The sequence below is a fragment of the Paenibacillus sp. 1A_MP2 genome (assembly GCF_052244825.1).
Lineage (GTDB): Bacteria > Bacillota > Bacilli > Paenibacillales > Paenibacillaceae > Paenibacillus > Paenibacillus vandeheii.
Genome location: NZ_JBQQCS010000001.1, coordinates 1670359 through 1686128, shown reverse-complemented (window position 1 = coordinate 1686128; position 15770 = coordinate 1670359). Strand labels below are relative to the sequence as shown.

Below are 15770 nucleotides of genomic sequence, written 5' to 3'. Positions count from 1 at the left end.
ATAATGTTAATGTCATAAATGTTAATTCCATCTAACTGTCGATCAGGAACTCAGTATAATCCAAGTATTCCGATTTGTCAAAGGGAAATATTTCAAACTAATTACTTTCCGGATTGAGTTATTCCTTGCTTATGCCACTTCTTGTTGATGTAGCCATAGGCTGCTTTTAACGTCTCACATACCATATCCACACCCTGGCGGAGTTCCAAGAGATGCTGATCCAGATCCTCCAGCTTCACTTTCCCTTGCAGAGTCTGGTGCAGCTGCCACAGATCATCCTGCATTTCGGAGTTCATGTAATGAATCTCCATGTTTCGTCGTTTGCGCAATTTGCTCATTGGCTCACGGTAAGAGTCTTTAATCTGGATCAGTTCGTTGGCAAGATCATGATGCAGTTTGTCATATCCGAACTGTCTTAATACGGTAAAATAAGAAAAATGGGTTTTAACATTGGTCGTATTTAGCTCAAATATTTCATTCAACACTGTACCTAACTTATCCAGAATGGCAAAACATCGGATGAAGCCATCCTTATAGAAGTAGACATAACGGGCATATTCCGCTTTTTCGGGTAACGTCATATCATCCGTAGAGCCTGCTTTGACTTTCTGACGAAAATGGGAAGCAGCAAAACAGCTCTGTTCCAGCTCATCCAGCGAGGAGATGAGTCCCTGGGTCCACACATACAGTTTACGATAATCATGGGTTGGATCATGGTCCACATGCATCTGTCGCTGAAATAACTCAAGCGTATCCGCCATCGCTTCTATTGCATCCTTCAGTATCCCTTCGTTTTTACGCGGCTTTTCACCCAGCAACGTTCGCAGCATATATAGCCTCCTCTTTCCACTCTGCAGATCATCAAAATAATCATAATTCATCATATTTAAACAAAATCGGAATCAGAGTAAACGTATGACCGCTGCTTACAATAGGGTGCCCTGACACGCCTGACATCAAACAAAGTTCACCTGTCCAATGATGTACATCATCGGATGGTGAACTTCACTGGATTCATCCCCTGAACGACAATAATTCGGATATATTAGAACCGGTTAACGGGCCGATGCAACTTGTACACCAGGAAACTCATATAGGTTAGTACACCGAATAAAATGGCAATATCGAGCATATGCGCCAGCGCCACGAACATGTACACTTCCGGGCGATTCATCGTAAGCATCAGTCCAAAACCAATGACCACTTGCAACAGAACCAGCACAACAGAAATGACACCTAACGCTCTTAGCTCTGTGTTATCCGGATGTTTGCGATACGCAAAATGACCGAGGATTGCAATGACAATCACTAATGAAACAGCCGCAACCCGGTGAGCGAAAGCAACCGCCACGCCTCCCGAGAGCTCGGGAATAATCTGTCCGTTACAGAGCGGAAAGCCGGAACAGCCTCCTGCCGAATCCGTATGGCTCACGAATGCCCCAGTATATACCACGAGGTACGTATAGATCGTAGAGAACCACACCAGATTACGAAAACCTTTACTGACCCGCGGATATCGATTGAGTCGTTCCAATCCACCGTGGCGAACCTCCTGCCGAATACCAAGCGCCATCATCAAGGAGCTGGCAAAGGCGATCAGTGCAAAGCCGAAATGCAGTGCCATGACTGCGGAAGATTGGGAGAAAACGACGGCAAAGGCCCCCATAATTCCCTGGACGATAACAAATATCAGCGTTAACAATGAAAACAATTGCAGGTCACGGCGTGATTTGCCAAACCGTAAAAATGCTACAAAAGAGGCTATGGACAACAGCCCTGCCAGTGCGCTTACAGCGCGATGGGAAAATTCAATAAGTGAGGCAACAGTGTGCGCAGGCACAAGTTTTCCGTTACATAAAGGCCATTCTGCACCGCAGCCGAGGCCTGATTCCGTTCGGGTTACAACGCCTCCGCCAAATGTAGCCAGAAACATGACAAGACAGGTTAATACGGTTAACCATTTAAACAAGGTTAAGTGCTTCAATTTTTTTCTCACCCGCTGTTGGTTTAAGATGGCGAAGAACTACATCCTCCGCTTGATTCGATACTTTGACACTTATTTCACAACTAAATTCATTATACCGGATAAATGTGTCATTGACGTCGCGCTTTGTGACAAAATGTTAACGTCTGTCGAAAAACTGACCCTCCATTTATTAGGACCTATGTACATCACTAGCTTCCCCGAAAAATGTTAAAAATACAAACGCCACTTCCCTATTTCAAGAGAAATGGCGTTCCTTTAATTATAACCTTTTACATAGTGAAGCTGTCATACTTTTTATTGATGAATCGTGTTATATACCTCAACTGCACGCTGCAGGAATTGCTCAATCTCTTCTCTCGACTTGCGCAGTTTGTTCACATATCGAACGAGTTCACGGCCATCCGTGTAAGCTACAAAGCTTGGAATACCAAGGATATTTTGCTCTTCGCTCACTGTCCCCACCTGATCCACATCGACCTCAACCAGTGTCAGCTCACGTGCAAACTGCTCTTCAACTTCAGGCATAAAGGGATCGATGAACTTGCAATCACCACACCAATCCGCCTTAAATACGGCTACAGTTAAACGCGAAGATTGGATCGCCACATCGAATTCCGGTTTGGATGTTATCTTTTCCATCACAGCATCTTCCTTTCTATACCTTGTCTTATTCTCTAAGTGAAGCAAATTGCGGAGTGGAAGTCAAATATTCAGCGCATACTTAAATCAACAGCATTAAAAAACAAACTGTATACAGATGATCAGGAAAGGATGTCATGTCATGACTTCCATTAAAACGAATGCCTCCGAGTCTGCCCATCACGGGTCGATATTGCATATGGTTCGATCCATCCCAGGTGCGGCCCGGGAAGTGTGGCGGGGTAAACAGGCGGCTTGGCAGGCCTCTGCACAGCTTCGTCATCCCTTGCGTGATATGGCTTGGGACTCTGACATGGCTGCTGCCTTACAAACTGAGGTGGAGCGCCTTCTGCCTGGCAACGAGAGTACTTTTGCCCGAAATAAGCTCAGTGCACTGGTCTGTGAAGAGGACTGCATTATTCTGGAAGAGATTAAAACCTTAACGCAGGAAAACAACCGCAGTAACATTACTCGCACAGCAGCATATCTGGAATGTTATGAACAGTATCCAGAGCTGCATTGGGCCCTGCTTGCCCATATGGTGTCCCGCAACGGCGGATATCATATGACCGATCTTCAGAGTGATCTTATGCACAATCTGCAAAATCAAACCGACCGTGAGCACATGTACCGATTACTTGAGCGTTGTAATGCACTCATTTTCCAGGATGCGTATCCCCAGCTTCTGTTGTATATGAACAGCCGCCGGATCGGCCGAAGCTGTTTTCATTTGTTGTCCCATTTTCATGTATCGGCGTTCATGACACCGTTCTGGGAACGATTTTGGCTGGAGCGATGCAGCTCGCTGCTGTGTGTGGCGTTAATTATTAATGAGCAGAACTATATCGAGAGCCGGGTGGTGCAGCATCCCTATTTTCAAAAAGAAGTGCTCTCCAAACCCTCATTTCATCTGCATAATCTGGCTGGGTTGAATCATATCGTTTTCCCACTAGGACGAGAAAAGGGGCTTGCAGGCCGGGTAATTGAACATTTTGGCAAGCTGGATGAGCGAATTATGTTTGGCAAAGGTTTATATGCGATGCTGTTTGGAGTCGAGCAAGTTTTCACACAGGTGCTGGAGTTTGCGCGCTCGGTTCCTCACCATGGTTCACGTGCTGAATATTGGCCCGGTCTGTTCACCGCACATGAAGATGAAGCCGGAGAAGATGAGTTATATAGCCAGGAGCTGCTGGATCAAGAATGGCTGGCGGAAGGACAACGGTTATATAGTCCTGAACTGCTGGCCGTATGGGGTGATACGCCATATGAACCGATAACAAGGCAGGATTGGCTGCAAAATCGCGACTGTCTCGGTCATCTCACAATCCCGCGCCGCCCATGGTTGTTCGAGATGAGCCATGAACATCGGTATGGGATGCTGAAAACCGCGTTGGCCCATGATGCCCAAACCTTGACGCATTAAGTGCGGTCACCCATACAAGGACATCGTCTAGAAAGTGGAACGCGTACCCTTATCGATTAGGTTCTTAATTCAGCCATCTTGGACATACAAAAAAGCCCTGTCCACTATAATAGCAGACAGAGCTTGTACTTATTTCAAACAGATAACGAAGTTGTGAATTGTATGCTGAATAGTTATCCACGTTGCCCGGCTCCACGTTGAAGACGCATGAGCGGACGGAGTATTTTTTGCAAAATACGAGGGTAACTGCCCAGCTCGTCTTTACGGAGCACACGCAGAACAACCATGAGTACCAGATACACAACCACCACAAGAGCACCCACAAACAGACAGGTAACGAGGAAAGATACACGTGTTGGCAGGAATAAATCAAAGATGGAGTTCCCGGCCCAGTTGGCCGCAAAACCAACACCCGCCGCAAGCAGTACGGTAATGATGAACCCTTTCCAGCGATCTCCCATGATTGAGAAATCAACAATTTTCCGAAGCACCCGCAGGTTCAGGTACGTAATAACCAGGAAACACAATGCGGTCGCAATAATGATCCCGTAGATGCCAAAGATCGGAGCCAGAATCAGGCTCGCTACAAGTTTGACCACGATACCTGCTGCCACACTGATCATGGTGATCCGTGGTTTGCCCACCCCAAGCAAAATAGAGTTGGTAGTCATCATCGTAATTTGGAAAATGGTACCGAACGTCAGCAATGTAATGATGGGTGTCCCGTCTGGACTGGTGAACAGTAAGCCGTTAACGGAATACGCCGCCGCACACAGCGCGATAACGATTGGCATTCCTGTCAGAATCGAAATGCGCAAAGCAAGCGTCACCTGATTTTTCAGATGAACCTCATCCTTACGTGCAAAAGCTGCTGAAATGACTGGCACAAGCGATTGACTCAGAGCGATAGCCAGAATCGGCGGGATGCCTGCGATACTTTGGGCCTTAGCACCGAGGATCGCAAGTACACCTGTCGCTTCTTCCAGTCCAATACGACCGCTAAGGAGCGGAACTACCAGCGATGAATCGATAAAGTTAATTGCCGGAACAGCGAGTGAAGATAATACAATTGGAATCGAAAGTTTGAATATATCACTGTAGATGCCCCGCATAGGCAGTTGCTCTACACGCTCGTAATTCAATTGCGCTGCACGGTCATTTTTGCGAAGCTTTAAGGTGAAGTACAGCATGACGCCAAACGCACCGATGCTTCCGAATACGCCCCCAAATGAAGCCCCCGCGGCGATCGTTTGATCATCGTAATTCCATTGCAGCATAACAAACGCCACGATAATCGCTGTACCCACGCGTGCAAACTGCTCCACAATCTGTGAAATCCCGCCTGCCGTCATGTTGCCGCGACCCTGGAAATATCCTCGCATCATGGCGATGGCTGGAAAGAGCAGGAGCGCTGGAGCCAGGGCTCGAATGGCGCTCACCGATTCCGGCACTTTGGACACGTACGTCGCATAATAAGGTGCCGCGAACCACAATAAAGCAGACATGACTACCCCGGCTACAGCCGCAAAGATCAGGGCTGCACGGTAGATTTGTTGTGCTTCACTTGCGCGTCCCAGCGCATAACGTTCCGACACCATTTTACTAAGCGTGCTTGGTATACCCGCTGTAGCTACAGTTAACAGCATTAAATATACCGTATTGGAGATGGTAAACGATGCGTTACCGATATCGCCGAGGATATGCTCGAGCGGCACCCGTTGTACCAATCCGAGTACCCTCGCGATCAGTGCAGCGGCCGCCAGAATGAGCGTCCCCTTAATGAATGTTTCTTTCTTAGACAAGCCAATTCCCCTTCTTTCCCCACACCGACGTGCATCCAGATGAAACGACTCCCGAACGTCTATGCGAATCTTACGACCCAGATAATAAACAGGACGATCATGACGATTTGCAAAATAATTTTCATGACGGTGCTTGTAAACAGCCCCACCACGGAACCAAATCCGACTTTGGAAGCTTTGGAAGGTGAAGACCCACCGATTAGTTCCCCGATAAAAGCACCGATAAACGGGCCCAATACCAGTCCGAACGCCGGAATGACAAATGGACCAATGATGACACCAATCGTACTGAGTGTCGTTGATAATTTGGAGCCGCCGAATTTCTTCACACCCCAGGCACTGACGACATAATCAGCCACGAACAACACAACTACGATCAATATCTGGATGATCCAGAACCATACACCGAACGGATCAAAGCTGAAGAACCAGCCATAGACCAGAAACGCGAAGAAAATCGCGATAGCACCAGGCAGTATGGGATATACCGTTCCGGCCATGCCTACCGCAAACAGCAGTACAATTAAAATCCAGCCAACGGTTGCAAGCAAAGGTTATTCCCCCTTCAAAATATGTTCACGGATGACTTCGACAATGCCATCTTCGTTATTGCTCGCTACGATCAGGTCAGCCGCTTCCTTCACCTGCTCCTGCGCATTGCCCATGGCAACCCCAAGACCCACAGCTTCAATGACAGCCAGATCATTCAAGCTGTCTCCAACAGCGACCACTTCGGACATCTCTATGCCCAGCAGCTTGCAGACTTCAGCTACACCGCTCGCTTTGGATACACCGCCAGGGTTAATCTCAATATTAACAGGTGAGGAGTTCGTCATTTGCAGGCCGCCCATTTGTTGCAGCTCCATCATAATCTGGTGACGGACTTCATCCACTTCGGTATTGAATCCGAATTTCAGCCATTCCAGACCTTCGATATTGTCTGTCCAGCGATCACGGTTGAACAGCTCTTCAACGGAGTATGCCCAGTACCAGCTATTATATTTTTCGCCAATCTCCTGCATTTTGCGGATCAGTGACGGGTCCATTAGATGGCGCATATGCAAATCATGCGGAGCTTTCCAGACTTCACTGCCATTGACCGTAATCATCGGGGTCTCCAGCCCAAGCTGTACCGCATAAGGCATCGCATGAAAAACAGCTCTTCCTGTTGAAAGGCACACATGCACTCCCCGGCGAATGGCGATCTGAATCCATTTGGCGGTTTCCTGTGTAATTTCGTGATTATCGTTGAGCAGTGTTCCATCCATATCCAATGCAAGCAATTTGTATTTTAGTTCACTCATGCTGTATTACCTCCTTAATGGTCTCTCTACTTCTCCCTATCTAACATACTCTCACAAAAAGATCGCCCGGCATTCGCGTAGGCGGATGCTCCGGACGTCACAGCTAACGACATTTTACCACAGATCGTCGGCCTGCAACAAAGTAACCCGCGATGTGGGTGAACCTTTGCAACATTGCAGCAGGTGTCTGTTCCATGTCGTAGACCTGTCCCCCACAAGATAAATAGTGTCGGAATCCATGAAAAAACCGCCTGCAATGCAGGCGGCTTCTACGCTTTATCCATTAACGTGCCGCGAATTTGCGACGAGCATATCGGAAAACAATACCATGCTTGGGTGACAACAGCAGGGCCAAGACAAACAGAATGCCGGCTACCGCCACCATGCAGCCTGCAATAGAAGCATCCAGTGCGTAAGCCATGATATAGCCTCCAACCGAGGAAGCTGCTCCTACAAGCACGCTGTACAGAATCATTTTGCCCAGTCGATCCGTGAGCAGGTAAGCCGTCGCCGCGGGTACAATGAGCATGCCAACAACGAGAATGGAACCTACACTTTCAAATGAAGCCACCGATGTCATGGAGACGAGCCCCATAAGCAGATAGTGAAACAGCACCACCGGAATGCCGCAAGCCGCAGCCAGCGCCGGATCGAAGGCACACAGCTTGAATTGCTTGTAGAACAATCCGATCACAACAAGGATCACCAGCAGCGTGATGCCAAGCATCCAGACCGCCCTAGGTCCTACATCCGTTCCCCAAAGGTCAGGGTATCCCACTGCACATAAGCGATCTCACCGAACAATACGCAGTCCAGATCCAGGTCGATATGCTGGGCGTTGAGACTGATGAGAATGACACCCACTGCGAAGAGCGCCGTAAACACAATCCCAATGGAAGCATCAGACGATAGTCCTCCAGCCTGCAAGCTTTGAATGAAGAATACCGTCAGTAATCCAAATACCGTTGCACCGAGCAGCATCCATAGTGAATCACGTGACCCGCTCCACAGAAAAGCAATCGCTATACCCGGGAGAACCGCATGACTGATCGCATCTCCGACCAGAGCCATCCGCCGCAGAATCAGGAAACAGCCAAGAATAGCGCAGGCAGAGGATACCAGAATGGCCGTTAATATAATCCAGAACGTTGCCATTACAGTTCACCCCGTTCCTGCTGTGCTCGCTGTGCAGACAGTGTCTGGAGTGTAGCACGCTCTTCTCTCAAATAAGTGGACTTCGCCTGAATGCTGCGCAAACGGCGAGCTAATATTCCACGACGCGGGGCAAGCAGTGCGGAGCCGGCAAATAATACTGTAGCTGCCAATACCGTCACAGGCCCAGTTGGCAGATTAGGCACAAGTGTGCTGAAGATCGTACCTGTCGCACCGCTCAGTGCTCCAAATACGCCGGCCAACACTACCATAAGCGAGAGCGAGTCCGTCCAGCAGCGGGCCGCTGCTGCAGGGGTCACCAGCAAAGCAGCGACAAGCACCACACCCACCGCCTGAATCCCCGCAACAACCGCTATAACGGTCAACAGCAGAATCAGTTGTTCCAGCATGCCAACTGGCAGTCCCATCCCCCGTGCAAAGCCCGGGTCAAAGCTCACCAGCTTGAATTCCTTGAACCATGCAAGACAGGCAATCAACAATACAAGACAGACACCGCCCATCACATACACATCCGTCATCACCATGGATGCGGCCTGACCAAACAAGTATTTATCGAGTCCACTTTGACTACCGCTGGCACTGTGCTGAATCCGAGTAAGCAACACTACGCCAATTCCGAAAAATACAGTCAGCACAATCCCCATCGCCGCATCCTGCTTGATCCGGGAATTCCGTGTAATCCACGATATGCCGAAGGTCGCCACAATTCCAGCGACGAGCGCACCGAACAGAAATAATCCTACGGATTTGGTTTCCGTCAACATAAACGCGATACAAATCCCTGGCAGAGCTGCATGAGCCAGCGTATCCCCCATAAGACTCTGACGACGCAAAAATGTAAAGGAACCTATAATTCCACTACTGAATCCAAGCAATAAGCAGCCAAGCAATATCCAGCGTGTATTGGGGTCGGACACGATAGCTACAATCCAGTTCCACATGCACTACACCTGGCCTTTCTCCGTCCGGCTTCCGATCATCGCGATCCGGCCTCCGTACGTCTCTTGCAAAGTATCCGGTACAAATACTTCATTCGTTGGTCCACCTGCAACCAGCCGTCCATTGAGGAGTAACACATGATCAAAATATTCCTCTACTGTCGCCAGATCATGGTGAACAACCAGTACGGTCTTGCCTTGCTTCTTCAACTGTTCCAACAGTGAAATGATGGCTTTTTCCGTTGTGGCATCCACGCCTGCAAATGGCTCATCCATGAAATACAGATCGGCATCCTGTACCAGTGCCCGTGCCAGAAAGACACGCTGCTGTTGTCCGCCGGACAGCTGACTGATCTGGCGGTGCATATAGTCGCCCATTCCCACTTGCTCCAGGCAGTGAGCTGCCAGATCCCGTTCTTTTTTGCCTGGACGACGGAACCAGCCCAGATGTCCATATCGCCCCATCATGACAACATCGAGCGCGTGAGTCGGGAAATCCCAATCCACGGATTCCCGCTGAGGCACATAGCCGATCCGGCGACGTTGTTCTCGGTAGGACTGACCAAAAATTTTCACCTTACCGTGCATTTTAGGAACTAGTCCCAGAACGGCTTTAATCAAGGTTGATTTCCCGGCCCCATTGGGACCCAAAATGCCAATCAACTGACCTTCTGGAATGTCAAAAGATACCCCACTAAGCACCGGTTTTTTATGGTAAGCTACCGCCAGATCCCGAACACTAAGAGGAGCTGATGTAGGTTGCGTTCCCTGCAAATGGTTAGCACTAGGTTGTGACTGAGATTTTTCCGATAAAATTGCTTCACTCATATTCTTTTACTCCTCTCTTATATGATTTATCACTTTAATGCTTCTACAATCGTCTTAGTGTTGTGGCGAATCATGCCGATATACGTTCCTTCTTCCGTTCCCTCAGCACCCATTGCATCCGAGAACAGTTCTCCACCAATGCTTACCGTATGTCCTTTTTCGGCTGCCCCGGCAATAATCGCTTCCATTGCCTTTGCCGGTACGCTGGATTCTACAAATACAGCCTTGATATGGTTATCCACGAGGTAATCCCGCAGCTCACTAACATCCCTCGCACCATACTCGGCTGCTGTACTGATTCCTTGAAGCCCCATCACTTTCATGCCATAGGCTTGGCCAAAGTAACTAAAGGCATCATGCGCCGTAACCAATACTCGACTGGCTTCCGGAATCTCCTGGATTTTTTCCGCACTTCGTTATCCAATGCTTCCAGTTTCGCTAGATATTGCTCTGCCTGGGTCTTGTACTCCTCTGCATGTTCCGGATCTGCTTCCACGAGTGTATCGCGCACAGCCTCTGCCGCATGCATCCAGTGGCTGACATCAAACCAAACGTGTGGATCGTATTCGGTGCCGCCTGTATCTTCTCCTGATCGCAATTCATCCGCCGGAATTTTCTCCGATACAGCCGTTACTATTTTGCTCTTGGACATTTTCTCCAAAATGTCTGTCATTTTACCTTCGAGGTGCAGTCCGTTGTAAAAAACGACTTTCGCTTGCTCCAGCTTCCGAATATCTCCCTGCGAAGCCTTGTACAAGTGAGGATCGACACCGGGGCCCATCAGCCCGGTTACGTCAACATATGCCCCTCCGACCTCACGCGCTACATCCGCAATCATGCCTGTTGTGGCTGTAACCTGTACCTTCCCCTCACTGCCTTCCGTTTCCGCTGTACTTGAGCAGGCCGTTAGTACGATCACCAATACAACAGCAGCAAGCGTCATCAAACCTCTCTGAATGCTCCTCATCTTCACCATTAACAATCTAAATCTCCCCTTTCCCTCTACTAACATAATTGTCCTAATCTAATTTTGTTGTACAAGGTATTAAAATTTATACACGACTAATAATGTTTCCCTTGTGCAAATTTTAGCTGATGCAAAAAAAAAGGCAAGGGATAATTTCCCCTGCCTGTCCAAATGAGTATGATGGCCATTTAATTAGCTTGTTTGTCTTTTTTGCTTATCTGTCCTAATTCTTCTGCGCTGCTTCACGTTACTCTGTATCTTTCGCCTGATCTTTCTTCCCTTTTGGAGTCCCATCAAGGCCATAAACTTCATCGTATGCATCGAAAATTTTGCGTGCAATCGGAGATGCACTGACCGATCCAAAACCACCTTCGGGTACAACAACGGCTATAGCCAGCTTCGGATTATCCCGTGGTGCAAATGCGATAAACACCCCGTTTTCCTTCTTGTTCGGTCCTGTTCCCTGCTCCGAGGTTCCTGTTTTTCTCGCATAATCGTAGGGAAAACCTTCAAACGAACTTACTCTGGTGACCATGCCCTTATGCACTTCATTCCAGTATGCATCAGCAAAATCAACCTCGTTTAACACTTTTGGTTTGATTTTCTTGACCACATTGCCATCAGCGTCACGAATTTCTTTTACCAAATGAGGTTCCATCCGTTTACCCTTATTCGCAAGCATTGTGGTATATTGCGCGAGTTGAAGCGTTGTATATTTACCTTGCTGTCCAAATGAGGCAAACGCGAGACGTGTAAGACCTGATTCGTCATTTTTACTATTATATTCCAAAGTACCTAGATACTCTTTCGGAAGATCCACTCCTGTAGATACTCCCAAACCGAACTCTTTCATATGTTCGTCCCACACTTTTACACCCTTGGTCGCCCCATATTTGTTATAAAGGCCCTTACCCACCATATCGATCATAAAAGCATTGGAAGATTTTTCAATCGCTCTTCTAGCCGTAATAGAGCCGTTAAATGCCGAGTGTGAATTCCTAACCTTTCTTCCATCTTTACCTAATGTAGCATAGCCTTGGTCATAATAGGTTTGCCCTGTACTGAACAAACCTTCTTTCAATCCAATTAGTACACTAAGAGGCTTAATAACGGAACCCAACAAAACAACGGACTCGGCCTTTTTACCTGATTCATTAGGAGGGAACGACTCCGTGGTTCCGTTGCGGAATACATACTTGATCTTGTCATAGTCCCAATCATTCGGATCATAGTCCGGCATACTCGCCATAGCCACTACGTTGCCTGTATCCACTTCCATGGCTACCGCATATCCCGTAATGGCCTTAGGCAACTTCCTCAATTCATCTGTAATAGCTTGTTGTGCAACCATCTGAATCTCCTTGTTGATGGTTGTAATTAGACTATACCCCTTTTCAGGTGGGGTCAGATTCATCGTTCCGTCTGGCAAATTGCGTGCATCAATATCAATGGACTGGTAGCCACTACGTCCACGAAGTTCCTCCTGATATTGCAGTTCCAATCCGTCAAAGCCTACCTTCTCTTCTTCGTGATAAACAAGACCCGGGTCACGCAGGGTACTTGCAGATTCACGAATGGCTTTATATTTTTTAAGGGTGTCCGGTGCCCGCTTGAATTCTCTTGTATAGCCGACCACCTGAACGGCTACCCCATCCGGATCGTATTTTCGGACATTTTCCTCAAGGACCATAACACCCGGAAATTCCGCTTTTTTCTCCATGAAATAGGCGATCTCTTTGGTTGTTAAATCGGATTTGACCAACCTTGGTACATATCCAAATGTCTTCTGATAATCCAAATCCAGTCGCCTCACAATCTCTTCTGCATCTGGTTGTTCTTTGTCCCCGGGTTAAACTTCTTAAATACAGCCGCCAGTTCATCAGCAAGTTCCTGCGCTTCCTGCTTGCGGTCATCATTTCTATAATCCTCATACAACAACACATAAAGGGACTGCACAGGCTCCGAATAAGCGAGCGCGACCTTCCCTGTCGCATCATAGATGGGGCCACGCACAGGTGCAAGCGGAATATCTTTAGTATTACGGCTGGTCTCCATATAAGTCAGTTCAGGTCCCTCGACAAATTGCACAAAAGCCAGCCTGAAAATAAGGATACTAAATATAACAAACGCAGCGAAAAAAAACATGTTCATTCTTACACTAGACGGCTTGTTGACCGGCGGATCTTCATTGGACATTTTCCTTTTCCTCAATCGGTTAAACATGGGATAAACCTCTCCGTTCTTATGTAAAAGTAGATTAATCGATCAGCACGTTTTGCATCATTCAACTCAAATAACATCCTTTCTTCATACAAGTCTATCAAAGGTCAACTGCCATGTCCTCCAGATTTTGGTTACATTTTCGTAAACAGAAGAGACATATGCGGATTCTTTCGAGACGATGTCAATACAGACATATCGTTAATCTCTTTAATCCTGAAATAAATTTTCATTCTATTATAAAAACGTGGCATGCACGATGTTTGTTACATATTGATTTGCATCAGCTTATGAGCAAAAGGACTCTCAGTCCTGGAAAACGTAAAAGAGAGGCCCCTCGAAAGGGTCCTCTCTTTGGATTCAAAGACTCACATTACTGTGTATTTGATTCTTTATTTTTATCTTTTTTTGGTACACCGTCCAGACCAAACTCCTCGTCATACGCATCGAAGATCGCACGAGCTACCGGAGCCGCACTGCTCGAACCAAAGCCCCCTTCAGGGATAACCACAGCTACAGCCAGCTTCGGATTGTTACGTGGTGCATAAGCGATAAATACCCCGTTATCCACCAATTTGCCTCCGACTAACTGTGTGGATGTACCTGTTTTTCTTGCAAAGTCATAAGGGAATCCACTAAACGCTGTTACTTCGGTTGCCATGCCCCGCTGTACTTCATTCCAGTAAGCATCATTAAAATCGACTGTGCTGAGCACTTTCGGTTTCATTTTCTCAACCACATTGCCTTCTGAATCACGGAACTCACTGACTAATTGTGGCTGCATTCGTTTTCCTTTATTCGCTAGCATCGTAGCATACTGTGCCAGCTGCATTGTTGTATACTTCCCTTGTTGTCCAAAGGAGGCATATACCAGACGTGTTAAAGAACTCTCCAATTCATTCTCATATTCTTTGAGACCAGACTTCTCATTAGGCAAGTCTACCCCTGTAGACACACCAAGACCGAATTGCTCCATGTACTTATCCCATACGCCAATTCCCTTGGCGCCATACTTGGAGTACAGCTTCTTACCAATTTCGTCAATCATAAACACGTTAGAAGAATGACGAATCGCATCACGAGGAGTTAACGAACCATACACGTGACCGGAGGAGTTCTGTACTCTGCGGTTATCCCCACCAAAAGTCGTTGAACCTCTGTCTGAATAAACTGTATTTGTAGTGAAGAAACCTTCCTTCAAACCAATCAATACACTGAGCGGTTTGATTGTGGAACCAAGCAATACAACAGATTCCGCCCGTTTACCCGAATCGTCTGGCGGGAAGCCACGAATGGTACCATTTTGATAAATATATTTTATTCTATCGTAATCTTCAGTACTTATACCGCCAGTTCTCCACACATTAGTGTCGTAATCTGGCATACTGGCAGCAGCAACAATCTTCCCTGTATCCACTTCCATTGCGACTGCAAAACCTGTTTTTGCATTGGGATGCAGCTTACCGGAGACCTGATGTGTATGCAGCCAGCTTAGTTGATCCATTATCGCCTGTTCTGTCTTCACCTGAACATTTTTGTTAATGGTTGTAATTAGGTCATACCCTTTTTCGGGTGGGGTAGAGCCTGCTACACCTTCAGGCAAGTTCCGCAAATCAACATCAACGGAGTTATAACCGCTTTTCCCCCGCAGAACATCCTGATATTGCAGTTCCAGTCCATCAAAGCCAACAAACTCATTTTCGGTATATACAAGACCTGGGTCAGTTTGCTTTTTATTGGCCTCATCGACCTCTTTGTATTTATTGAGTGTTTTGGAGCTTTTGAACTTTTTGAGATAACCAATCGTCTGCACAGCTACCGTATCCGGATCATAGTAGCGCACACTTTCCTCTACAATCTGAATTCCCTTGAATTCATCCTTGTGCTGCAGAAAATAGGCTACTTCCTCATCGGACAGATCACTCTTGATCAGACGTGGCATGAACCCGTTTGCTTTACGCGAATTGAGATCCATGGCTTCTAAGATGTTATCGACCGTAAGGGCCTCGGAATCTTTTTCTTATACTGCTCAAAAACATCATGCAGCCGGGTGGCGATGTCCTCCACTTCCGCTATATTCGGATTAGGCTTGCCATCCACATCCCCATAATTTTTGTATAAGGTCAGATACAAGGATTGAATCGGCTTGGAGTAAGCCAGCTTCACCTCGCCCGTGGAATCATAGATAGTGCCTCTCACGGGAGCGAGCGGTACATCTTTGGTAATGTTGCTCGCTTCCTCCTGACTCAGCTCAGGCCCTTCCACGAATTGCAAAAATGCCAGCCGCACAATAATAACGCTAAAAATAACAAAGGAAGCGAAGAAAAATACGTTCATCCGGTAACTGAAGCGCCGCTTGTCCGTAAGTTCGTCCTTCTCTTTTGAATGATTGTTCATTCATCCTACCTCTTTCATGACTTGATGCATACCGTCCAGACTATACAGCCCCGGCATGATAACCTGGCAACGTCGTCATCTCCCGGACCCTG

At 47.3% G+C, this 15770-nt stretch carries 9 protein-coding genes and 4 pseudogenes; 1 reads left to right on the top strand and 12 read right to left on the bottom strand.

Annotated elements, in window-relative coordinates; translation table 11 throughout:
• Positions 1-101: 101 nt before the first annotated feature.
• From ACTWJ7_RS08445 to ACTWJ7_RS08435, 3 genes are all read right to left on the bottom strand, one after another.
• Positions 102-830 (bottom strand): Cthe_2314 family HEPN domain-containing protein, encoded by a 729-nt coding sequence (locus tag ACTWJ7_RS08445; RefSeq protein ID WP_301881264.1) that lies wholly within the window; start codon positions 828-830, stop codon positions 102-104.
• 215 nt (positions 831-1045) lie between these two features.
• Entirely contained in the window at positions 1046-1984 is a 939-nt protein-coding gene (locus tag ACTWJ7_RS08440; RefSeq protein WP_024631240.1) for a COX15/CtaA family protein, read from the bottom strand.
• A 297-nt stretch (positions 1985-2281) separates the two neighbouring features.
• The gene (locus tag ACTWJ7_RS08435; RefSeq protein ID WP_301881263.1) at positions 2282-2626 is read right to left on the bottom strand and encodes a thioredoxin family protein; all 345 of its coding nucleotides are present in this window, start codon (positions 2624-2626) and stop codon (positions 2282-2284) included.
• Positions 2627-2768: 142 nt separating this feature from the next.
• On the opposite strand from ACTWJ7_RS08435, the gene ACTWJ7_RS08430 reads away from it, so the two are divergent.
• The gene (locus ACTWJ7_RS08430) at positions 2769-4049 is read left to right on the top strand and encodes a DUF2515 family protein (RefSeq protein WP_301881262.1); all 1281 of its coding nucleotides are present in this window, start codon (positions 2769-2771) and stop codon (positions 4047-4049) included.
• Between the two features lie 173 nt (positions 4050-4222).
• Here ACTWJ7_RS08430 and ACTWJ7_RS08425 read toward each other — a convergent pair whose 3' ends face one another.
• From ACTWJ7_RS08425 to ACTWJ7_RS08385, 9 genes and pseudogenes are all read right to left on the bottom strand, one after another.
• Positions 4223-5851 carry a putative polysaccharide biosynthesis protein gene (locus tag ACTWJ7_RS08425; RefSeq protein ID WP_094937506.1) on the bottom strand — a complete coding sequence of 543 codons (1629 nt, stop codon included), beginning with the start codon at positions 5849-5851 and terminating at the stop codon, positions 4223-4225.
• A gap of 59 nt (positions 5852-5910) precedes the next feature.
• Positions 5911-6351 carry a DUF456 domain-containing protein gene (locus ACTWJ7_RS08420; protein ID WP_052016655.1) on the bottom strand — a complete coding sequence of 147 codons (441 nt, stop codon included), beginning with the start codon at positions 6349-6351 and terminating at the stop codon, positions 5911-5913.
• Between the two features lie 54 nt (positions 6352-6405).
• Positions 6406-7155 (bottom strand): Cof-type HAD-IIB family hydrolase, encoded by a 750-nt coding sequence (locus ACTWJ7_RS08415; RefSeq protein WP_079347710.1) that lies wholly within the window; start codon positions 7153-7155, stop codon positions 6406-6408.
• Positions 7156-7438: 283 nt separating this feature from the next.
• Positions 7439-8310, bottom strand: a pseudogene (locus ACTWJ7_RS08410) (metal ABC transporter permease).
• Positions 8310-9269: a metal ABC transporter permease gene (locus tag ACTWJ7_RS08405; protein ID WP_301881258.1), complete on the bottom strand. Its 960-nt coding sequence runs from the start codon at positions 9267-9269 to the stop codon at positions 8310-8312. Before ACTWJ7_RS08405 ends, ACTWJ7_RS08410 begins: the two are co-directional and overlap by 1 nt.
• A gap of 3 nt (positions 9270-9272) precedes the next feature.
• Positions 9273-10094, bottom strand: a complete 822-nt coding sequence (locus ACTWJ7_RS08400) for a metal ABC transporter ATP-binding protein (protein WP_024631248.1) — start codon at positions 10092-10094, stop codon at positions 9273-9275.
• Between the two features lie 29 nt (positions 10095-10123).
• A pseudogene (locus ACTWJ7_RS08395) lies at positions 10124-11070 on the bottom strand (metal ABC transporter solute-binding protein, Zn/Mn family).
• Between the two features lie 238 nt (positions 11071-11308).
• A pseudogene (locus ACTWJ7_RS08390) lies at positions 11309-13284 on the bottom strand (peptidoglycan D,D-transpeptidase FtsI family protein).
• A gap of 370 nt (positions 13285-13654) precedes the next feature.
• Positions 13655-15678 (bottom strand): annotated as a pseudogene (locus tag ACTWJ7_RS08385) (peptidoglycan D,D-transpeptidase FtsI family protein).
• Between the last annotated feature and the right edge of the window lie 92 nt (positions 15679-15770).